Annotated in this window: 18 protein-coding genes and 1 other RNA gene; 11 read left to right on the forward strand and 8 right to left on the reverse strand. The window is 50.5% G+C overall.

Annotated elements, in window-relative coordinates:
- Window positions 1-207: 207 nt before the first annotated feature.
- The 3 genes from ABXS88_RS06895 to ABXS88_RS06905 are packed head-to-tail and all read right to left on the reverse strand — an operon-like array spanning window position 208 to window position 4230.
- On the reverse strand, window positions 208-1116 hold the full coding sequence (locus ABXS88_RS06895) for a M15 family metallopeptidase (RefSeq protein WP_353674443.1): 909 nt from the start codon (window positions 1114-1116) through the stop codon (window positions 208-210).
- Between the two features lie 19 nt (window positions 1117-1135).
- Window positions 1136-2614 carry a protein kinase gene (locus ABXS88_RS06900; protein ID WP_353674444.1) on the reverse strand — a complete coding sequence of 493 codons (1479 nt, stop codon included), beginning with the start codon at window positions 2612-2614 and terminating at the stop codon, window positions 1136-1138.
- A gap of 56 nt (window positions 2615-2670) precedes the next feature.
- Window positions 2671-4230, reverse strand: coding sequence for a serine/threonine-protein kinase (locus ABXS88_RS06905; protein WP_353674445.1), 1560 nt, complete (start codon window positions 4228-4230; stop codon window positions 2671-2673).
- A gap of 330 nt (window positions 4231-4560) precedes the next feature.
- On the opposite strand from ABXS88_RS06905, the gene cofG reads away from it, so the two are divergent.
- Window positions 4561-5532 carry a 7,8-didemethyl-8-hydroxy-5-deazariboflavin synthase subunit CofG gene (gene cofG, locus ABXS88_RS06910; protein ID WP_353674446.1) on the forward strand — a complete coding sequence of 324 codons (972 nt, stop codon included), beginning with the start codon at window positions 4561-4563 and terminating at the stop codon, window positions 5530-5532.
- A 28-nt stretch (window positions 5533-5560) separates the two neighbouring features.
- Complete coding sequence (locus tag ABXS88_RS06915; RefSeq protein ID WP_353674447.1) at window positions 5561-7360, forward strand: ABC transporter ATP-binding protein; 1800 nt, start codon at window positions 5561-5563, stop codon at window positions 7358-7360.
- On the opposite strand, the gene ABXS88_RS06920 is transcribed toward ABXS88_RS06915, so the two are convergent.
- Complete coding sequence (locus tag ABXS88_RS06920) at window positions 7357-7725, reverse strand: hypothetical protein (RefSeq protein ID WP_353674448.1); 369 nt, start codon at window positions 7723-7725, stop codon at window positions 7357-7359. The genes ABXS88_RS06915 and ABXS88_RS06920 overlap by 4 nt on opposite strands.
- A gap of 237 nt (window positions 7726-7962) precedes the next feature.
- On the opposite strand from ABXS88_RS06920, the gene ABXS88_RS06925 reads away from it, so the two are divergent.
- The 8 genes from ABXS88_RS06925 to ABXS88_RS06960 all read left to right on the forward strand — a co-directional run bounded on the left by ABXS88_RS06925 (window position 7963) and on the right by ABXS88_RS06960 (window position 18359).
- Complete coding sequence (locus ABXS88_RS06925; RefSeq protein WP_353674449.1) at window positions 7963-9303, forward strand: TldD/PmbA family protein; 1341 nt, start codon at window positions 7963-7965, stop codon at window positions 9301-9303.
- Window positions 9304-9415: 112 nt separating this feature from the next.
- Window positions 9416-11068, forward strand: coding sequence for a DNA mismatch repair endonuclease MutL (mutL, locus tag ABXS88_RS06930; protein ID WP_353674450.1), 1653 nt, complete (start codon window positions 9416-9418; stop codon window positions 11066-11068).
- Window positions 11069-11221: 153 nt separating this feature from the next.
- Window positions 11222-13072, forward strand: coding sequence for an ATP-dependent zinc metalloprotease FtsH3 (gene ftsH3 / locus ABXS88_RS06935; protein WP_353674451.1), 1851 nt, complete (start codon window positions 11222-11224; stop codon window positions 13070-13072).
- A 198-nt stretch (window positions 13073-13270) separates the two neighbouring features.
- Window positions 13271-15181 (forward strand): sulfite reductase, ferredoxin dependent, encoded by a 1911-nt coding sequence (gene sir / locus ABXS88_RS06940; protein WP_353674452.1) that lies wholly within the window; start codon window positions 13271-13273, stop codon window positions 15179-15181.
- A gap of 163 nt (window positions 15182-15344) precedes the next feature.
- Entirely contained in the window at window positions 15345-16490 is a 1146-nt protein-coding gene (gene lptC / locus ABXS88_RS06945; RefSeq protein WP_353674453.1) for an LPS export ABC transporter periplasmic protein LptC, read from the forward strand.
- 13 nt (window positions 16491-16503) lie between these two features.
- Entirely contained in the window at window positions 16504-17199 is a 696-nt protein-coding gene (gene nblR, locus ABXS88_RS06950; RefSeq protein WP_353674454.1) for a response regulator transcription factor NblR, read from the forward strand.
- Window positions 17200-17226: 27 nt separating this feature from the next.
- A complete protein-coding gene (locus tag ABXS88_RS06955; protein ID WP_353674455.1) occupies window positions 17227-17730 on the forward strand; it encodes a DUF192 domain-containing protein in 504 nt (167 codons plus the stop codon).
- A 434-nt stretch (window positions 17731-18164) separates the two neighbouring features.
- The gene (locus tag ABXS88_RS06960) at window positions 18165-18359 is read left to right on the forward strand and encodes a DUF2949 domain-containing protein (RefSeq protein WP_353674456.1); all 195 of its coding nucleotides are present in this window, start codon (window positions 18165-18167) and stop codon (window positions 18357-18359) included.
- Between the two features lie 13 nt (window positions 18360-18372).
- Here the strand turns inward: ABXS88_RS06960 and rplI are convergent, their stop codons facing one another.
- The 3 genes from rplI to ABXS88_RS06975 form a co-directional block, all read right to left on the reverse strand.
- Window positions 18373-18831 carry a 50S ribosomal protein L9 gene (gene rplI / locus ABXS88_RS06965; RefSeq protein WP_353674457.1) on the reverse strand — a complete coding sequence of 153 codons (459 nt, stop codon included), beginning with the start codon at window positions 18829-18831 and terminating at the stop codon, window positions 18373-18375.
- A gap of 185 nt (window positions 18832-19016) precedes the next feature.
- Entirely contained in the window at window positions 19017-19994 is a 978-nt protein-coding gene (locus ABXS88_RS06970) for a PhoH family protein (RefSeq protein ID WP_353674458.1), read from the reverse strand.
- A gap of 18 nt (window positions 19995-20012) precedes the next feature.
- Complete coding sequence (locus ABXS88_RS06975) at window positions 20013-21317, reverse strand: hypothetical protein (RefSeq protein ID WP_353674459.1); 1305 nt, start codon at window positions 21315-21317, stop codon at window positions 20013-20015.
- 132 nt (window positions 21318-21449) lie between these two features.
- Here ABXS88_RS06975 and ssrA point away from each other — a divergent pair.
- Window positions 21450-21833, forward strand: a transfer-messenger RNA (tmRNA) gene (gene ssrA, locus ABXS88_RS06980).
- An 11-nt stretch (window positions 21834-21844) separates the two neighbouring features.
- Here the strand turns inward: ssrA and ABXS88_RS06985 are convergent.
- Window positions 21845-22132: a DUF2442 domain-containing protein gene (locus ABXS88_RS06985; protein WP_353674460.1), complete on the reverse strand. Its 288-nt coding sequence runs from the start codon at window positions 22130-22132 to the stop codon at window positions 21845-21847.
- Window positions 22133-22205 lie beyond the last annotated feature (73 nt).

The raw sequence follows: 22205 nt of genomic DNA on the forward strand, positions 1-22205 counted from the left end.
TTATTGCTTAAAATTGTGAAGCATTTTTATTGTTTAAGATACGCTTTTAGGGCGTTCTCTATCGCTGTTTTAATGGAAGCATCAGGGTTTCAAAGCATGATTTTTTGAACGGGATTTTCGTTTAAATTTAGGATAATTTATATGGAATATTGAAAATGACTTTGATGATTGGGCGAAAAAATTTTAAGACTCCAAAAGGTGGTGTGATTATCTATTACTTCTAGCAAAGGAAAAAATTTGATTTGAACGAGGACTGCCAACATAACGCCAATGCCAAGGCTCAAAACTGACTCCCTGGCTATTTCCTGGGGGAAAAGATAGTTCAAAACCGTAATTATGAGAATTGCGAGCTAGCCATTGATAGGCTGGAGTTGATTGAAAATCAAACTTAAGATCGGCACTAGGCTGAGTTCCATCACCAATATCTAGAGCATAACCAGTATGATGTTCACTATGGCCAGGAGGAGCACTTAAGCGAGCGGCGGCCTGTTTACTTCCTCGTCTTTGGATCTGTCTTTGAAACAGTTTTTCTTGATCCGCAATCGAACGAAATCCCGAAATAATGGTTAACTGAATACCTTGGGCTTTAGCATCACGTTGCATTTGCCAAAAAGCATTAGCGGCTTCTTGATCTAAAGACTCTGTTCGATCATAGTATTTGCCTACAGTAACTAGACGCTGACGAGGATTCTCAGCAAAAGTATGATGTCCTAAATAAGTTTTCGCTTGATTAGGCGGCAAATTATTATAGGCAACCTGAGGTTGTAGATTTTGCTGAGGAATATTGAGAGATTCAGGTGGCATTTCAGGTAATAAAGGCCTCATATTAGCTTCCGATACTTCAGGCGGCTTACCAATTGATGTCATTACCGAAGGATTCGTTTTAATGAGAGGAGAGTCTGGGGAAGATTGAGCTTTAGATTTCTCTAGAGTTTTTTTAAACTGTTCATTGAATGAGGGAGCAACTGATTTATCTACCTCAGATTTTTGATTGGTAGAAGCTAGATCCTTTGAGTTGGGAAGATACCACCAACCAAAGAGAATACCAACAATTAGAGAAGCCAAGAAAAAGTTAAAAACTTGGAAATTATCGGCTACAATCTTGGGGAATTTCATATTACCTCAGTACTAGTAACTAAAAGTTGACTAATTGACTAGCCATCCACCCTGTCGTTCCAGAATCGGGATGATAGACCCGATACCAAATATATCCCCCAGCATCAATGTCATTTCCCAAAATTTCTAAAGAATCACCTGTATATCCTTGACCAACAACACTATAATTAGTGCCAGGCCCCGAACGAATATTCTTGCTTCCTGATTGCCCGCCAATGGTTGCAGAACTACCACTACTACTATTACTAGGATTGTTAACAATAACTCTTCGGACAATAGTTTTTGGCGTTGCGGCCGCTTTCCTTTCTGCTTCCAGTCGCTTTTGCTCAGCTGCTAAGCGATTTTCCTCTGCCTTTGCTCTGAGCTTTTCAGCTTCTTCTCTGTCTTTTTTTTCTTCTTCTAATGCCTTTTGAGCTTCTTCTTTCTCTTTTTCTATCTGAGCCATTTTAAGATCAGCTTCTTTCATTTGATACATGATGAAGAAACCAGCAGATAACCCAACAATAGCAAGAATTGATGTTATAGCAACTGTGATTACACTAACACCAACAGAATTACTTTTTTTACTATTACTTTGAAATTGTTCAAAACCACTATTCCCTAAAACAACTGTAGGCGTTGGAGACGCGACCATCGGAGCTACTGCAATAGTATTGACTGTACTGAGATTATTTGAGGATACTGGAGATGAAGAGTGGAGAGCTAGAAGCATATCTTCTGCAGAAGAAAAACGACTGGCAATTTCCATTTTTATCGCCTTACTTAAAACAGACTTTAGCCGTTGATCTAAATGAGGAACGTCATATTCCCACTCTAGTTCGCCTGTAATTGGACTAGTTGAAAACTCTACGGGTAACTTGCCTGTCAAAGCATAAACCATCGTGAGCCCCAATGCGTAGAGATCTGTACTGAATACTGCACGACCGGCACTCTGTTCTGGAGCCATAAAACCCCTGGTACCCACAATTACTGAGCTAACTGTTGAGCCAGAGCCGAGAGTCACCGCCCCCATTGTTTCCTTAACAGCTCCAAAGTCAATGAGAACTGGTAGGCGATCCGTCTCTCGCAAAATAATATTTTCTGGCTTAATATCTCGATGGATGATTCCTTTCCCGTGAATGTGCTTCAAGGTATTCAGCAAAGAAGTCAGGATGGCAATCGCTTGTTCTGATCGAATAGGGCCAATTTGAGCAAGATTTTTTCCTTCAATATATTCTTGAACTAAATAGAACTGCTCATTTTCTATAAAATAGTCATACAAACGCGGAATCTGTGAACAGCCTTTACTCAATTCTTCTAGGGCTGTCGCTTCTTTTTTAAAGAGTTTTTCGATTAAGTCATAGGAAGAATGATTGCCAGAGTTAACAGGCTTTAGTTGCTTGACAACTACTGATTCATGAAATGGGCTTTTTGTATCTGTTGCCAGGAAAGTTTCCCCAAACCCACCGGATCCTAAAGCAGTGATAATTGCGTAACGATTAGCAAGTAATGTCGTCATAATTTTTAGGAATAAAGACAAGTCAATGCAATTATAGTGATTAGGCTTTTAGATCTTTATCTAGATGACTTTTTATCAATCAGCCATGTCTGCTCTCCATCATTCCAAACTAGATAAACATAGGGCTTTTCATCCTTGACAACTCTGCCATCATTCATAACATAAGAAAGATTTAACTTAAGCTTTGCTCGTTCAGAATTTTGACTAATTGGAATTATATTTCCTAGCCTCACTTCAGATACCTTATTCCACCAATCAATATATTGATCATAGGTTAAGGACTGGGAAAAGTTACTGCTCAGTCTTGCCCAGGTTGTCGAGTAGTCGCCATTATTTAGATCACTGTAATGGTTATCAATAAAATCCTCTGGGTTAGGACGAGCTACATCGGAGTTACTAGAGAGCAATGATTCGGAACTGGAGCGACCGGATGAATTGTTAGATGATGAGATATCACTATTCCGAGTTTCTACTAGCTTTCTTTCTTCTTCAAGCTTAAGTTTTTCCGCTTCTAAGCGAGCTTTTTCGGCTTCTTCTTTCTCCTTTTCTGCCTGTAACGCCTGCAAATGAGACTGATTCATCTGTTGCATTACTAACAGGCCTCCACCTAGTCCCAAAACGACTAATACCGCCGCTAGTGCAGTGGACAAAACTCCAGTATTTACCGATGATCCCGTTCTCTTTTCCGAAGTGGGATCACCCGAACGGGGAATTACCCGAGTCGGCTCTATCTCCCTTGCAGAAATCGACGGCCGACTATCGGGAATCACTCGCCGAGTTGCCATCTCACTGGGCGAAACCACCGGAACAGAGGGAAGCAAGGCATGGAGGTCTTGATACATCGCCTCTGCCGTCGGATAACGACGACTGGGTTCCATCTTGATCGCCTTTTCTAAAATGCGGGCCAACTGGGGGTCAAGATTCGGTACCTCCTCCTGCCAGTCCAGATCCCCCGTCAACTGACTCGTGCCAAACTCAATTGGTAATTTCTGGGTGAGGGCATAGATCATCGTCAGGCCGAGGGCATAGAGATCCGTACTAAAGACTGGCCGACCGGCACTCTGCTCTGGGGCCATAAAGCCCCTTGTCCCTACAATCACCGAACTAACGATGGAGCCAGAACCTAGGCTGATGGCCCCCATGGTTTCCTTAACTGCCCCGAAGTCGATCAACACCGGCAAGCCGTCATGGTTACGCAGAATAATATTTTCTGGCTTAATATCCCGGTGAATAATTCCTTGGCTATGGATATATTTTAATGTTTTGAGAAGAGAAGACAGCACCAGCTTGGCCTGCTCTGACCCCATCCGGCCGAATTGAGCCAGGTTTTTCCCCTCGATATATTCCTGTACCAGGAAAAACTCTCCATTATCCATGAAATAGCTATACAACTGGGGAATCTGCGAACAGTTGGCCCCTAATTCCTCTAGAACTGCCGCTTCCTTCTGAAACAACTTCGTCACGACATCATTAGGGCCTTGGGTTGGTTTGAGACGTTTTACAACGACCATCCGCTGGGAGGGAAGATGAGTATCCCGGGCCAGGAAAGTTTCACCAAAACCACCGGCCCCCAAAGCCGCCACCATCTCGTAGCGACTGGCAAGCAGAGAAGACATAGAATATTTTCAATAGTGGAGAACAAATAGGATTCAAATTAGGGGGCCTTGCTTGGCCTAAGAACAAACTTCGGCCCAGTCAGATAAAAAAGGTTGAGGCAGGTGATGCCCACTCAGTTGCTATTTAGTTAAGAAAATGAACAAAATAGGGTGTCTCGGCTAGCATTCTCACAATACCATAAGCAGACTACTAGTCAAGGCCTTAACAGCCTCCATTGTTTGGAAAGACTTGTTTCCTAATTCAGGGTGTTAATGCTCATGTTAGGAATTGTTAGAGTGCCTGTGATCGACTGAATTATCCCAGAGACAGAACAAGCATTCGTCTGGCCTATGATACCGATTACCTACAGTCCCGCCTATACCCTGGTTCCAACCTACGAATGTTTTAATCGCTGTGAATATTGCAATTTTCGAGTTGATCCTGGCCAAGGGGCCTGGTTAACCTTAACGGCGGCCCAGGAAATCCTCCAATCCCTCCAGGGCCAAGGAATTACGGAGATTTTAATCCTCAGCGGTGAAGTCCATCCCCAGTCCCCCGAGCGGCCGGCCTGGTTTCAGCGCATCTATGACCTCTGCCAACTGTCCCTGGATCTGGGTTTTTTTCCCCACACCAATGCGGGCCCTCTGCATCAGCAAGAAATGGCCCAGTTTAAAACCGTCAATGTCTCCCTGGGCTTAATGCTAGAGCAGGTGACACCGACGCTCTTGACTAGTGTTCATCGCCAGGCCCCGAGTAAAAAACCCGCCCGACGACGCCAGCAATTGCAATGGGCCGGAGAATTACAGATTCCCTTCACCACCGGCCTGTTGTTGGGCATTGGTGAACAGGAAAGCGATTGGTGGGATAGCCTCCAGGCCATTGCGGAACTTCATCAGCACTATGGTCATATCCAGGAAGTGATTTTGCAACCCCACAGTCCTGGCCCTCAGCAAACCTGGCAGGCTTCCCCTTTTCCCCTCGCGGCCCTACCTGACCTAGTAGCCAGGGCCAGACAGATTTTACCGGCTGATATCACGATTCAGATTCCACCTAACTTAATCACAGATCTGCCCCTGCTCCTCCAGTGCTTGCAGGCCGGGGCCCGAGACCTCGGTGGCCTGAGTCCTATGGATGAGGTGAATCCCAGCTATCCCCACCTTCCCTTAGCACAATTAACTCTGTACCTGGCCCAAGCCGGTTGGCAACTACAGCCCCGCCTGCCCCTCTATCCCCACCACGATGCTTGGCTTACCCCGAGCCTAAGGCAACGGGTTCAGGCCTGGCGACAGCGAGACGTTTCCAACGGGGGAATGCAACAATAAAGGCTGGCCCTGCTCCTAGAAAAAAACCATGACCGTTGCCGCTCCCCGTAAGTCCGATAGCGATTGGCGTTTACTGCTCAAGTTATTGCCCTACGTTCGTCGCTATCCCCGCTTACTCCTGCTTTCCATTATTCTCCTCATTCCCGTGGCCTTTGCCGGGGCCATTCAACCCTTAATCATCGGCCAGGCCGTATCCCTTCTGCGCCGTGAGGCCAGTTGGCCCTTTCTCCAAGCTTTGCCCCTGACCATGGCCCTCCAGCAGTTAGTCTGGATTCTCCTCGCCACGATTATTGTGCGTTTAATTTTTGTGGGGGCACAGGGCTTTTTAGTACAAAAAATGGGCCAGGAAATTACCGCTGATGTGCGGGAAGATCTGTTTGGCCATGTCATGGCCCTGTCGGTGAATTTCTTTCAGCGCACCCCCGTCGGTCGTTTGGTGACGCGATTAACCAATGATGTTGAGGCCCTGGGGGATGTGTTTGCCAGCGGGGCCATTGGGGTGATTAATGACCTAATTTCCATTGTGGCCATTGTGGTTACGATCTTTTGGGTGCAGTGGCAGTTGGCCACCCTTTTGTTGGTGATGCTGGTGCCGGTGACGGTGTTGATTGTTTATTTCCAGCAACAGTACCGTAAAGCCAACTACCAGGCCCGAGAGGAATTGTCGAAGCTAAATTCCATGCTCCAGGAAAATGTGACAGGAATTAATGTGGTGCAACTCTTCCGGCGGGAAGCCTATAACGCGGAGCTATTTCGCCGGGTTAATCAACGCTACCGCAAAGAAGTAGACCGGACAATTTTTCATGATTCGGCCATCTCGGCCACGCTGGAATGGATTAGCTTAGTGGCTATTGCTGGCGTCTTGGCCCTGGGAGGCTTTTTGGTACTCCGGGAAAATTTGACCTTTGGGGTCTTGGCCGCCTTTATTCTCTACGCCCAACGCTTGTTTAATCCCCTGCGCCAATTTGCCGATAAATTCACCATGTTCCAGGCCGGTTTTACCGCCATTGAACGGATCAGCGAACTCATGGGCGAACCCATTGCCATCCAAGACCGGGCCGTGACCACCCCCATTGAGGTTAATCCCAGCCAGGCCCAGGGGGAAATTTGTTTTGAGAATGTCTGGTTTGCCTACCAAGGCCAGGATTATGTCCTTAAGCATTTAAACTTCACCATCAAACCGGGGGAAAAGGTGGCCTTTGTTGGGCCGACGGGGGCCGGTAAAAGCTCGATTATTCGCCTCCTCTGTCGTCTCCATGAACCCAGTCAGGGGCGCATTCTCGTCGATGGCATTGATATTCGGGAGCTTTCCCAGGTGCAACTGCGGCGCTTTATCGGCGTGATCCTACAGGATAATTTTCTCTTTGCGGGGGACGTTAAACGCAACATTACCCTCGGGGAAGATTACAGCCTGGCGGATGTCCAAAAAGCGGCCCAGCTAACCAATGTCGCCACCCTAATTGAAGAATTACCCCAGGGCTACCATACGGAGCTACGGGAACGAGGCAGTAATCTCTCTAGTGGTCAAAAACAATTGCTGGCCTTCGCCCGCGTCGCCATTCGGGAACCCCATGTTCTAGTGATGGACGAAGCCACCGCTAACTTAGATGTCCGCACCGAGGCCCAAATCCAAGAGGCCCTGTTGCATTTGCTTCAAGACCGCACCGCTATTATCATTGCCCACCGCCTTTCTACCATTCGCCATGTGGATCGTATTTTTGCCCTGAAGCAGGGGGAAATTGTCGAAACCGGCAATCATGAACAACTCCTGGCCCAACAGGGCCTCTACGCCAGTCTCTACCAATTACAAATGTTAGGCAAAGACTAAAAATGGGAACGCTGGGCCATTAACCGCTCTTCTAGGGCCGCGATGCGATGGTAGGCCGCTGTTAGTTGGGCCGTTAGGCGATAAATTTGCAACTCCGAGGTGGCGGGTTGGGCAATATCGAGGAACCAGAAGGGAGGGGACTCCGGCTCATCAGGCAAAATATCTTTGTGTTGTAGGCTGAGGACAGTTTCATCAACTTCCCCAAGACTGGCACCACTGGCAGTATCCTGGCGAGGGCCTTCTAGATGACCAGGGGCCAGGACCTCAGAAAATTGACGGCTGAGGTGCATCACCATTTGCTGAAGTTGGTCAATTTTATGGCTCAGATCTTGGATTTGTTGTTGAAGTACATACTGTTGATTCATAAATTCACGAGGCAAAGAAAAACCGCTAGACAAACGAGGGCGGCTATTTTCCGATTCTAGAGGCCGACACCAAAAAACTGAAAAAGTCAAGGATTAATTTAAGAAATCGCCCTTTCTCCCCCGACTGACCCCCACCCAGGAACACCATTCCCAGCCCGGCTTGGATACGCTAAGTTAAGACAACGGGCAAATTTCACGCCTAGACTCCCGATTGCCTACGACCACGACAACATCTCTATGCTCAATATTCAAGCGTTAACTGATCACGCTCAGCAGGCCGCCCAAACCCTGGGAATCTCTCGATACGATATCTATGGTTCCTCCGTTGATGAGGCCGGTGTCGAAGTCTCCTTTGGGGAACCCAAGCAAGTCCAGGCCTCCAATCGTTCCAGTGTGATCGTGAGAGTGTGGAATGACCAGGGCCAAGTCGGCGTCACTAGCACCACAGACCTGGATGCCGATGGTATTCAATTGGCCCTGCAAACAGCGGCCGAAGCCAGTGATTTTGGCGTGACGGAAAATATTCCTGAATTTAGTCCCGAGGCCCAGGCTCCCATTACCGACATGGAAATCAAGACGGTGCCGGCTTCGCCCATTAACGCCCTAACCACGGCTTTGATTGCAGCAGAACAGCAACTGATGGCGGCCCATCCAGCCATTACCGGCGTCCCCTACAATGGTTTGTCCGAAGAAACCATTGAGCATTTTTACCTCAACAGTGAAGGGGCCCTGCGCCACGAGGCCCGTTCCTATGCCTCCATCTACCTCTACAGCCGGGCCGAGCAGGAAGGCAAGAAACCCCGCAGTGCTGGGGAAATGAAGATTAGCCATAGCCTTGCCGATTTAGATATTGCCGGTTGCCTAGCCAAGGTAACGGAAAAAACCCTTAGCCACCTGGATTATCACCCCATTGCCTCGGGCAAGTATCCTGTGGTCTTTTCCCCCACAGCTTTTTTGAGCTTGATCAGTGCCTTTTCTAACCTCTGGAATGCCCAAAGCATTTTAGACAAACAAAGCTTATCGAGTCCTGAAAGTCTCGGCCAAACCATCGCCTCGCCCCTACTCTGCCTCTCGGATGATGCCCGTCATCCCGATAACCTGGGGGCCGATAGTTTTGATGGAGAAGGAACGCCGACCCGCCGGGTTAGCTTGATTCACAACGGGGTATTAGTGGGCCTGCTCCACAGTGCGGGAACCGCTAAACGCTTTCATACCCAACCCACGGGCCATGCCAATATTGGCGCTAAAGTCACCGTCGGGGCCCACTTCTATCATGTCTTTTCAGAGCAAACGCCGGCCCAGACCTATTCCCTGGCTGAGACAGAAAATGTGGTTTTCATCGACAAGCTCCAGGCCCTTCATGCCGGAGTGAATGCACTCCAGGGGTCTTTTTCCCTACCCTTTGATGGCTGGTTAGTTAACCGAGGGGAACGGGTCAGCATCGATGCCGCTACGGTGGCGGGAGATTTCCTAGACGTCTTGAAATCCATCGTTTACATCGAACCCGAGGCCGAAGTCACCCCCCGAGGGGTTTGTCCAGCAGTTTGGGTCAAGGAGTTGGCGATTACGGGAGAATAACAACGATGCCCAGATTGGTCATTCCTCAACAGCTTAAAGTCAGCCTAGAACAATTTGAATTGTTGGCCCAAGCCAATCGAGAGATTGGTATAGTTTGCCTGATCCTTTGCCAATGATTTATACCCTGCCCGACGAGTTAGTGCGCTTAATTGCCGCCGGGGAAGTCATTGATTCGTTAGTAGCAGTGGTGCGGGAACTGGTGGAAAACGCCCTTGATGCCGGGGCCACTCGTTTAACTATCCACCTCGACCCCGATCATTGGCAGGTACAGGTCATCGATAATGGCCAGGGTTTATCCAAGGAAGACCTCCAGGCCTGTGCTCATCCCCACAGCACCAGTAAACTGCAAGCCTTGACCGATTTAACCCAGGTTCAGAGTCTTGGCTTTCGGGGCGAGGCCCTACACAGTTTGGCCCAAGTGGCCCAGCTCGAAATTACCAGTCGTCTGCACCAACCAGGGGCCTTGGGATGGCAAGCCCGTTATGATCACCAGGGCCAAGTCATAAGTCTAGGGCCTACCGCCATGGCTCCGGGCACCGTCGTCACCGTCAAAGAGTTATTTGCGAATTTACCCCAGCGCCGTCAAGCTGGCCTCAGCCATCAGCCACAACTCAAGGCCCTCCAGCACTACCTGCAAACCCTGGCCCTGGTTCATCCCCACCTCACCTGGCAGGTCTGGCAGACCTCCCGACTTTTGCTCAGTTTGAGTCCCGGTACCAGTGCGCGACAAATCTTGCCCCAATTCCTCAAAAGCGTTAAACCCAGTGATCTCCAGGACAGCCAGCATTGCCTGGAACTCCCCACGGAATCAGCCCAACAGGGCCAAATTTATCTGCTCTTTGGTTTGCCCGACCGCTGTCATCGCCATCGCCCCGACTGGATTAAAGTGGCCCTCAATGGCCGTCCCATCCATTGCCCAGAGTTAGAGCAGGCTACCCTGGGGGCCTTTCACCGGACATTACCTCAACATCGTTTTCCCCTCTGTTTTCTCCATTTGCAGGTGCCACCGGCCCACGTGGATTGGAATCGCAACCCTTCTAAAACCGAGGTTTACCTGCAGGATCTCCGCTTTTGGCAGACGCAGGTTAGCCAGATCCTACAGCAGGATCTTCAACACATACTGACGGGGCCTTGGCCTCAGCAACGCCTCAATCAACTGCTCAAGGCCCAAGAGGCCCAACCCCGTTATCAGCTCAATCCTTTGGAACAATCCCTCACAACGGCCCTGGCCCCCCTAACGGTAAAAGCCGTGGCCCAGGTTCACCAGACCTATATCGTGGCGGAACATACCTCAGGTCTGTGGCTAGTGGAACAACACATTGCCCACGAGCGCATTCTCTACGAACGACTCCAGGCGGATTGGCAGGCCGTTCCTCTACCGCAACCGATGCTGCTCCAACGATTGCGGGAGGCCCAGGTGGAACAACTCCAGCATCTTGGCCTGGAAGTAGATCCCTTTGGCGAAGACATCTGGGCGATTCGGAGTATTCCTCAATTGCTCATCCAGGCTCCAGAGGCAATGGAAATCCTCTGGGAAATGAGTCTGGGGGGAGACCTGGCCACGGCCCAGGCCACCCTTGCCTGTCGAACGGCTCTTAAGAACGGCACCCCCTTAACCCTAGGGGAAATGCAATCTTTACTGGATCAGTGGTGTGCAACCCGTCATCCCCAAACCTGTCCCCACGGACGACCGATCTATCTAGCCCTGGAGGAATCGAGTCTGGCCCGCTTTTTCCGCCGCAACTGGTTGATTGACCGTACCTAGGCCAGGAGGATATGAATAGGGGAAGTATCTTTGCCAAGCCCCGAAACTTAACAAATTGCGGCGAGACTGGTCAATTGTTTCTGAGAACAGTTAACATAAATTAACAACTGCCGTTGACTAAATGTTATTTTCCCGCCGTTGGAGGCCTATCGCGTGAATAAAAATAATAAAAAATGGCGTAATGCCGGCCTTTATGCCCTACTTCTAATCGTTGTTTTAGCTTTAGCATCTGCCTTTTTAGATAGACAGCCCCAGAGCCGCGAAACCCTGACCTACAGCGACTTTGTACATCAGGTCGAAACCAATCAAATTGAGCGCATCAACCTCAGTGCTGACCGTACTCAGGCCCAGGTGCCCAACCCCAACGGCGGCCAGCCCTACCTGGTCAACTTACCCAACGACCCCGACTTGATCAATATCCTAACGAAACATAATGTAGATATTGCCGTCCAGCCCCAGAGCGATGATAGCTTCTGGTTCCGGGTCGCTAGTAGCCTTTTCCTCCCCATCCTGCTGTTGGTTGGCCTCTTCTTTCTTCTGCGGCGGGCCCAGAATGGCCCAGGTTCCCAGGCCATGAACTTCGGTAAATCCAAGGCCCGGGTACAGATGGAACCCCAAACCCAAGTCACCTTCGGTGATGTGGCCGGGATTGAACAAGCCAAATTGGAACTGACGGAAGTGGTAGACTTCCTCAAAAATGCTGATCGCTTTACTGCCATCGGGGCCAAAATTCCCAAGGGCGTTCTCCTGGTTGGCCCGCCGGGAACGGGTAAAACCCTCCTGGCTAAAGCCGTTGCTGGCGAAGCGGGTGTGCCCTTCTTCTCTATCTCCGGTTCTGAATTTGTAGAAATGTTTGTCGGGGTCGGCGCTTCCCGTGTCCGTGACCTATTTGAACAGGCCAAGGCTAGTGCGCCTTGTATCGTCTTCATTGATGAAATTGATGCCGTCGGTCGTCAGCGGGGAGCCGGTCTAGGCGGTGGCAACGATGAACGGGAACAGACGTTGAACCAACTCCTGACGGAAATGGATGGCTTTGAAGGTAACACCGGCATCATCATCATTGCCGCTACCAACCGCCCCGATGTCTTGGATGCGGCTCTCCTGCGCCCCGGTCGCTTTGACCGTCAAGTAGTGGTGGATCGCCCCGACTATGCTGGCCGCAAGGAAATCCTCAATGTCCATGCCCGGGGTAAAACCTTGGCCCAGGATGTGGATCTCGATAAAATTGCCCGCCGTACCCCTGGCTTTACTGGGGCCGACCTGTCGAACCTACTTAATGAAGCCGCGATTTTGGCCGCTCGTCGTAACCTGACGGAAATTTCCATGGATGAAGTCAACGATGCCATTGACCGCGTCCTGGCCGGGCCAGAGAAAAAAAATCGCGTCATGAGCGAAAAGCGGAAAACCCTGGTGGCCTACCACGAAGCAGGTCATGCCTTGGTCGGTGCCCTAATGCCCGACTATGATCCAGTACAAAAAATTAGCATTATTCCTCGGGGCCGGGCCGGGGGCCTCACCTGGTTTACCCCCAGTGAAGACCGCATGGAATCCGGCCTCTATTCCCGCTCCTACCTGCAAAACCAGATGGCCGTTGCCCTAGGGGGTCGCGTTGCCGAAGAAATTATCTTTGGAGAAGAGGAAGTGACTACCGGGGCCTCCAATGACCTGCAACAGGTGGCCCGCGTTGCCCGTCAGATGATTACCCGCTTTGGTATGAGTGAACGCCTTGGCCCTGTGGCCCTGGGTCGGCAGGGAGGCGGCGTCTTCCTAGGCCGGGACATTGCTTCCGACCGCGACTTTTCTGATGAAACGGCAGCTGCCATTGATGAAGAAGTCAGTCAACTGGTGGAACAAGCCTACCAACGAGCCAAATCCGTTCTCGTGAACAATCGCCAGACCCTAGACCAGATTGCAACCATGCTGGTGGAAAAGGAAACCGTTGATGCCGAAGAACTACAGGCCATTCTGAATCGCAATGACGTTCGCATGGCAGCCCTCGCCTAGCGCCATGGGATAAAACTTCAACTTCAAACTAAAGTCTGACCCCTGTTCCTGATGGAATGGGGGATTTTTTTCTCACAAACCGATAGACATGCTGAAGATTCTCGATGCGGGCCAGGACAATAACGCTACAATGGATTCTGCATGCAAGTGCTCAAAGCCTTGACTTGTCGGCAATCCTAGACCCGTGACAATATCCCAATGGTAACAACGCCTCCTGCTCCGACCCGCTCTGTTTCTAAAGTAGAAGAGATTAAAGCCAAAAGTAATTACCTCCGCGAACCCTTAGCCAGCGAATTGGGCAATGACAGTAACTTCTTCACTGACGATGCAGTCCAAATCTTAAAATTCCATGGTTCCTATCAGCAGGACAATCGGGACAATCGGGTCAAGGGCCAGGAAAAAGATTATCAATTCATGCTCCGGACGCGCAATCCTGGGGGCTTTATTCCACCGCAACTCTACCTGGCTCTGGATGATATTGCTAACCAGTACGGCAACCAAACCCTGCGGGTCACGACGCGACAAGGCCTACAGGTGCATGGCATTCTCAAGCAGAACTTAAAAACGGTAATTAGTACCATCGTCAACAATATGGGCTCGACCCTGGGGGCCTGTGGCGATATTAATCGTAATGTGATGGCGCCACCAGCTCCCTTCCGTAACCGACCAGAGTACGGTTATGCCTGGGACTACGCCAACCGCATTGCCGACTTGCTTAGTCCCCAGAGTGGCGCCTACTACGAAATTTGGCTCGATGGCGAAAAGATGATTAGTGCCGAGGAAGCGCCTGAAGTAAAAGCGGCCCGTCAGGCGGGAATACCGGGAAGCAAGGTACAGGACGCCCGAGAACCCATCTACGGCCAGCAGTTCATGCCCCGTAAGTTCAAAATTAGTGTGACGGTGCCGGGGGACAATTCCATCGACCTCCTGACCCACGATGTCAGCCTGGTGGTGATCACCAATGCCCAGGGGGAACTGGAGGGCTTTAATGTCTATGCCGGGGGCGGCCTGGGCCGGACGCATCATAAGGAAGAAACCTTTCCCCGGGCCGCTGACTCTATTGGCTACGTCGAAAAAGCCGATGTTTATGACCTGATCAAGGCCATTGTGGCTACCCAACGGGACTACGGCGACCGCTACAATCGTCGTCACGCCCGTATGAAGTATCTATTGGCGGATTGGGGCGTCGAAAAATTCCGGGCCCAGGTCGAGACCTTCCTCGGCAAACCCCTGGCCCCCTTCAAACCCCTGCCGGAATGGCGTTACCACGATTATCTGGGCTGGCATGAGCAAGGGGATGGCAAGCTTTTCTGTGGCCTATCCGTCGAAAATGGCCGCATTAAAGATGATGGCGTATTCCAACTGAAACAGGCCCTGCGCCAGATTGTTGAAACCTATCAAATTCCTCTACGGCTGACGGCCAACCACAACATCATCCTCTACGAGATTGACCCTCGCCACCAAGGGAAGATCCAGGCCATTCTGACGGAACGTGGAGTTGTCACTGACCCCAACCAAATTGATACTCTGGTGCGCTATTCCATGGCCTGTCCGGCCCTGCCCACCTGTGGTCTGGCGGTTACTGAATCCGAGCGGGCCCTGCCGGCAATTAATGCTCGCATTCGCCAAGTCCTGAAAAAAGTCGGTCTTGGCCAGGAAAGTATCGTGGTGCGGATGACGGGCTGTCCCAACGGCTGTGCCCGGCCCTACATGGCGGAGTTGGGCTTTGTCGGCATTACCCCCAATACCTACCAGATTTGGCTGGGAGGAACGCCCCACCAGACTCGTCTGGCCCAGGCCTATACGGATAAGCTGGCCATCGACCAACTGGAAAGCTTCCTCGAACCGCTGTTTGTCTACTTCAAGCAGAACCGCCAGCCCCAGGAAAGTTTTGGGGAATTTTGTGGGCGGGTCGGCTTTGCGGCCCTACGGCAATTTAGTGCGGCCTATGTTCCGGCCCCTGCGACTCGCCAACGGACGAAAAATCAGCACCGCGTTAGCGTTCCCGATGAGATGTTTGCCCAGCTAAAACAGGCCTCTCTGGAAGAAAAGCGGCCGATGAATCAGATTATTCAAGCGGCCCTCGAAGCCTATTTTCGGCAATCCTAGCGGTTTTTAAGCATCTAAACAGGGCCTGGCGAGCTAGTATTGAACGGTTATCGGCCCGACTGAATCGAGACGCAAGACAGCGGGTGGATTAAGCTAGAATCCCTATAGCATTTGCCAATCGTTATTGCTGGGTATTTGGCCCGCTCATTGACCCTTGCCTATTTTGTCAACCATCTTTTCCAACTTGTCCCGTTTGACCTTGGGGGGCCTGGTGCTATTGGCCCTCGTGGCCTGCCAACCACCCGATCCACTTGTAAAACCCTCCCCCAGCAACAGCCCCCAGTTGAAAAGCCAATTGACCCTGACCAATGCGACCCTAGAACAAAGTAACGCTAAAGGTCAGACCCTCTGGAAAATTCAGGTCAAGGATACGCAATACACCCCAGACCGCAAAAATGCTAAGCTCACGCAATTGAAGGGAGACCTCTACAGCAACGGCAAAGTCGTTCTCAAAGTCAAAGCCGACCGGGGAGAAATCCTAGAGAATGGTGCGGTTATTTTGCTCAGAGATAATATTGTGGCCGTGGATCCCCGTAACCAAGCGGTGCTCCGCAGTCAAGAAGTGGAGTGGCAACCCCAAGCCGCCCTCCTCATTGCCCGTCGTGACCTCCAGGGAGAACATCCCCAAGTCCGCTTGACCGCCCAAGAGGGCCGCTATGCGACCCAGGGCCAGCAGTTAACCCTCAAGGGCAATATTGTTGCAGTCTCTGACCAGCGTCGTTTGGAACTCAAAACCGAAGAGCTCGTTTGGGAAGTCCCCCAAAACAAATTGATTGGTGAGCGTCCCTTGAACATAGCCCGCTACGAAGGTAAAACCATTACGGATAAAATTACGGCGGCGAAGGCCGAGGTGCTACTCAAAACTAAGCAAGTTTTAGTCAAAGACAATACCGAGTTTCGTTCCCTCAAGCCCCCTCTGCAAATCGCCGTTAAAAGCCTCGTCTGGAACTATGCTGATCGCCTAGTAGAATCCCAGGAGCCAGTGCAAATTTTAGATTACCAGGCCCAGATGACCGTGACGGGCAACCGTGGCCGCGTCGATTTAGCCCAGGAAATGGCCTGGTTGACCGACGGGACAAAAGGGACTAGCGAAGAACACCAATCGCAACTCTTTGCTGACCGGTTGACCTGGAATATGCGCGCCCAAACCCTAGAAGCCGTAGGCAATGTTATTTACGAACAAAATCGGGGAACCAAGTTTAACTTAACGGGGGATAAGGCCCTGGGTTCCCTCAGCAATAATACGGTTGTGGTCACGAGCTATAATCCCGACCGCGTCGTGACGGAAATTTATCCCTCTCCTCGCTAACATTCCTATCCCTATGCCCACTGCTCCAGCCCAGCTCCAGCCCTATGTTCTTCTGGTCAATACGGATGAAGTTCTCACCTACAAGGCCAGCCAAGACCTCCAGGAAGCCGGCTACAAACCGTTATTTGTCAGTGAGGTGGCCCAGGTTTGGACAGAATTGGAACGTCTCCAACCGGCCCTGATGGTGATCGACCGGCTCCGATGCGGAGCCGAGGGCCTGTTGCTTTGCCGTGAACTCCGCCGCCAAGACTATCCCATTACCCTGTTGATGGTAGTTGACCAAGAAACCGTTGAAGAGCGGGTCGCCTGTTTAGAGGCGGGGGCCGATGACTATCTGCTGAAGCCTTACCGGGCTGAATCCTTTCTCCAGCGCATTCGTTTCTATCTCTCTCCTAGTGAAACAGCGCTGGAACAGCTACAGTTTAGTAGCCTAACCCTCGATTTGGCGTCCCGTCGATTATTTCTGTCGGGCCGTGTGGTTGAATTGACCATGAAAGAATTTGAACTTTTAAAATACCTAATGACCAATGCCAAGGAAGTGGTGACCCGTGAGCAAATCCTAGAGCATGTTTGGGGATACGACTTTCAGGGTGAATCGAATATCATCGAAGTCTATATTCGCTATCTACGCCTTAAGCTAGAGCAAAATGGCCAAAAACGCTTTATTCACACTGTGCGGGGGGTCGGCTATGTTCTGCGGGATAATTAACCCCCTTATTCTCTAGGAGGAAAACCAATGTTGACTGCTTGGTCTCGGCCCTGGCTATACCTTTTAATTGCCAGTTTTTTACTATCTAGCTGTTGGTCAGTGCTATCGGAGGACAATCCGGCCCTGAGTGGCCAGGGCCAGCAGCTACCGGTCACGGCTCAACTCCCGGTGGCGGGCCAGGTGATTGACTTGGAGGTGGCCCAGACCCCCGAGCAACAGGCCAAGGGTCTTATGTTTCGAGAACAGTTGGCCCCTAACCGAGGGATGCTCTTTGCCTTTTCGCCGCCTCGGGTAGCTCGCTTCTGGATGAAAAATACCTTGATTGACCTGGATATGATCTTTGTCTACCAGGGCCGTATCGTGATGATTCTTGACCGCGTTCCCCCCTGTCGCCAGGACCCCTGCCCCGTGTATGGCCCTTGGGCGGAAGTGGATCAGGTCATTGAACTAGCCGCTGGACAAGCAGAACACCTAGGGCTAAAGGTGGGAGATTCCCTGACCGTGCGAGCTGTTTCTTCCCCCAAACCTTAAGCTTTACTTTAGAGTTAAGCCATCATAAAACCGCTAGAGTATGTCTTAAGGTAGATTGTCTGCAATAAGATCTTGAGTTATCTTAATGGGTCTTCCCTAGAATTATTTGATTGTTCCTGGGCCTGACTCTAAAGGCAATGGTTATGATGCTTCCTTAGCAAGAACTAACCTAATCCATCAATGGTTGAGCTGAGGGGTGTGAGGAATTAATAATTCTTGAAAAATATTATCTAAAGACAGTTATTGCTCGGTTTAAGGGGCTAAACTTTGCTCATTACCCCGGCAGACTCTGAGCGTATTGTCTTTAGTTCTTTGCCAGAAAACTATCCCTTGACATTTTTAAAATTGTCCTAGATACTGCTCCAACAGTGTCTTCGCCCGTTACTATAACTGCAACTCGTTACCCAATCAATTTACAAAAACTATTTAAGATAATGACTCTCTCTTACGCCTCCAATCCCCTCTTAAAATTTTTAAAGCAAGAATTGGCCCTCTCGGATGCATCCTTGGCGGTGGCGAAACGCACGGCTCAAGATAATTACAATGCCCTCCCCATTGTCCTATGGCAGTATGGCCTAATTACCCTGGATGAACTAGACCGTATTTACGACTGGCTAGACCAGGGTTAATCTTGACCCGTCCCTAGAGGGGCGCAACTTGAATTTCGATTTCAGCAAAAACTTCGGGATGGAGCTTAATTTGAGCTTTATAAAAACCAAGCTTGCTGATTTCGGGCAAACTCACGCCCCGGCGGTCTACCTCTTGATTCGTGGCCGCTTTGATAGCATCTACCACATCTTGGGTCGTAACCGTTCCAAAAATAGACTCCCCTTCACCGGCCTGTTTCGAGACCACAAAACGACCAATGGTTTGCAGGGCCACTTTGCGGGCCTCGGCTCCAGCTTTTTCCGCGGCTAAACGGGCCTGCTCCTTGGCGCGGCGCTGTTCCACTTGGCGTAAAATTCCCGGCGTTGCCAGAACCCCAATACCTCGGGGAATGAGATAGTTGCGGGCGTAACCAGGGGCCACCTCCACCAGGTCACCGTTGTAACCTAATTTATTAACCGATTGATTTAAAACGACTTGTACGCGCTTAGGCATGGGCTTTGATTTCCAACACGAATGATTTACAGCATTGCGACGATCTACTATCATACCTAAAAGTCTCCCCAATGGGGATTTGTCAGATTTCACCTCGATCAAAACCAGGACACTCTGCAGAAGGGCTACGGGGTCAAGGCTCCCCTGGGGAAAACCAGACGCTAACCCCCCATGGGCAACCATCCCTAGGCCGAGCCCGCTGGACTGGGCTGTTCAGCTCTTTCGTAGGCCTCAACAATGCGCTGTACCAGGGGATGACGCACCACATCCGCTTGGCCGAGATAACAAAAACTAACGCCTTCCACCGCTTTGAGAATCTGCTGGGCAACCTGGAGGCCCGAGGCCTGATGACTGGGCAGATCGGTTTGGGTGATGTCCCCAGTTACAACCATTTTGGAGCCAAAGCCTAGACGAGTGAGCACCATTTTGAGTTGGGCTGGGGTCGTATTCTGGGCCTCATCCACGATCACAAAGGCATTACTGAGGGTGCGGCCCCGCATATAGGCCAGGGGGGCCACTTCAATTTTGCCCCGCTCCATCAAGTCTGGAATTTTTTCAGCATCAATAAATTCATAGAGAGCATCGTAGAGAGGCCGCAAAAAAGGATCTACTTTCTGTTGGAGATCACCGGGGAGAAAGCCCAATTTTTCCCCCGCTTCCACGGCAGGACGAGTGAGGATCAGACGTTCACAGTCATTATTGAGCAGGGCCTGAACCGCGAGTACTGCGGCCAAAAAGGTTTTTCCCGTCCCCGCAGGGCCAATACAGAAGGTAATATCGTGGGTCTGAATCGCTTTAATGTACTGCCGTTGCCGGAAGGTCTTGGCCCGAACCACTTCTCCCCGACGGGTCTTGGCTAGAATTGTTTGCTGGAGGGCCTGGTATTCTTCACCCCGGCCGGTATCCAGGGCTTGAAAGGCCGTGAGAATATCGGGGCGGGCAATGGCCTTAGCGTTTTGCCAGTAGGAGGCCAGAGAGTTCAGGACGTTTAGGGTTCGTTCAACGGCTTTCGCTTCCCCTAGAATATGGAGTTCTTGCCCACGGAGAATCAGTTTGGTGCCGGTATGCCTAGCCAGGTAGATTAAATTATCTTCTCCCACCCCCACTAGGGCCATCGCGCTTTCGGGACTCGGGAGATGCAAAATTTCTAAGGTTTCGGCCATAAACCGGAGTAAATAAAACTATGTGCCTGATTCTAGACGTTTTTGCCAATCGTGATCAATTTGCGCCGAGCGTTCTACTTCCTGTTCTAGGAGGTCTTGCTCTGTGGAATAGGCAATGTCGTCTCCGTCAATCACCTTGGTTTGCACCAGGGCCTTGGCGTAGTCTAGCTTATGGCGTAGGTCTGGCCCCGGTTGTAATAGCGGTTCGACGCGGCCCTGGCGTTCTAGATTGCGTCCCTCCAGGCGTTGGTTAAGCCACTGTAGGCTAAAGTAGCGTCCCAGGGGAATGGCCAAAAAGCCAACACCGTAGGCCAGTAGGATGTAGTAAATACTTTGTACAAAACCCACAAAGCCAATCTCCGCCACTTCAGCCCCATAACTCCGGAAAAGGCCCCCCAGCACGAGAGCCAGGACGATATTAACCGAGCCTAGAGCAACGGCTCCGAGAATTTGCCCGCTACTGGCCTTACTGAAGCGCCAGGGTTTTTCCTTGAGGTAGGCTCCTAGGGAACTTAGCTTGCGCTGTTTGGCCGAGACCTGTAATTCCGGAAAGGTGTAAACCAGGCCCCCCTGCTCCGTTACTTGGGGGAAACCATTAAAGCGGGCCAGAACGGGAAGAATATAATCCTCGTTTTCCTGGTTATAGATTGTGACGTTGTCGAGGTAGGGAGCGGCCTGCTCTGCCGTGATCACCCCCCCAGCATTGCGGATTAAGGTACCGATATCCCGCCAGCGTCGTTCCTCTAGGTCTTGATTGGGGTTGCCGTCCCCAAAGAGAAAGGAGAAAACCGCTTCTAGAAAATTGAGGTCTTGGTCTTCGGTTTTGCCTTTAGCGCGCTGTCCTGCTTGGCCCTGACTAACACCGGGGTCAAAGATCCAAAAAATATCCGTGGGGAAAAAGAAAAAACTCGGGCCGTTATTTCCCCTGGAATCGTTATCTCCATCCTTAGAATTCAGTGCGATCAGAATGGCCGCAATGGCCACAAACATCAAAATAATAGAAAGGATCAGGATAATGCCAAAGGAAATACGAATCAGGTAAAATAGAAAACCCCAAATTTTTTGGGCCAGGGCCTGGAGACGCAGGCGCCAATACTTGTTCTGGAGGGCCGAACGGAAATTGCGCGGAAACTGAAAGACAATATCACCGGACTCTGCCACCTGGAGATGACCACCAGCCTCTGATGCGAGGGTCAATAGGCCCTGTTGAACAATATTCAGTTCGAGTCCCGCTTGACTGGCCACATCACCGACCGTCACCACATAGTCTAATTGTTCGACGGATTTCATGATTTGCGGATTGAGTACGGGCAAGCTATTCATGGTTCACAGTCCGATGGGGAGACAGGATTCTGTTTTTACTGTAGCAAAGGCTTTTCTCGCGTTGTCTCTCTGTCTTTGACGGTTAATTGCCAATTGGCCTGGAGTAAGGCTATGATATAGATGCATAAGCAAGGGGCCGCAACGGTTTCGACAGGTTGGCGAAAGCTCCCCCGTGATGCAGGTCGAGAGCGAGTCTCCTCTCGTTAATCCAAGGCTCAAAAAAAAAGTAACTGCGAATAACATCGTCAGCTTCAAACGCGTAGCCATCGCTGCTTAAAATCTCGTCAGAGAGCGTTTACTTCTAGTTCGACTCCGTTAAGAGTTAGAGGTTAACCCCAACGGATGCACTGCTCGGCTTTTCTCTTACTAGCCCTGCAGTAAAGACTCAGTAAGAGCATCCCACCATCGGGGATAAGTGATGGTTCTCGCCCTGAGGATTAGAAGGGATAAACCTGTGAATGAGCGGACAGTGAATACCCAGTTTGGACAGCAGTTCGACTCTGCTCGGCTCCATTATTTTGACTAATTTATTCGGTGTCGTCGTCATTGTTTTGGCGGTGGTTGAGCCACCGTTGAAATGATTTTTGACTTTCCCCAGAGGGTTGGCCAAGAATCAAATTTTTAGAGCTAATATCCTCATCTAGTTGATTCCAGTGGATGCCACTGCCGCCAGCAATTAAGCGATAGTCATTGCGCTCTTCAATGGAAGCATGGAGCAGTCGGGGATACCAGGCCAGAGGCACAGATATAGTACGACCATCGGACAAATCGACACTGAGGGTATCATCTGTAATCGTTAATTGTTGAATAGCCAACGTTTCCAAGAGTTCAAGAGTGTATGCATTTAGAAGCGGATAGGTCGGCTTGGGATATTCGGCACTATCCCAA

Origin of the sequence: Synechocystis sp. LKSZ1, from assembly GCF_040436315.1 — a bacterium.
Taxonomy (GTDB): domain Bacteria; phylum Cyanobacteriota; class Cyanobacteriia; order Cyanobacteriales; family Microcystaceae; genus Synechocystis.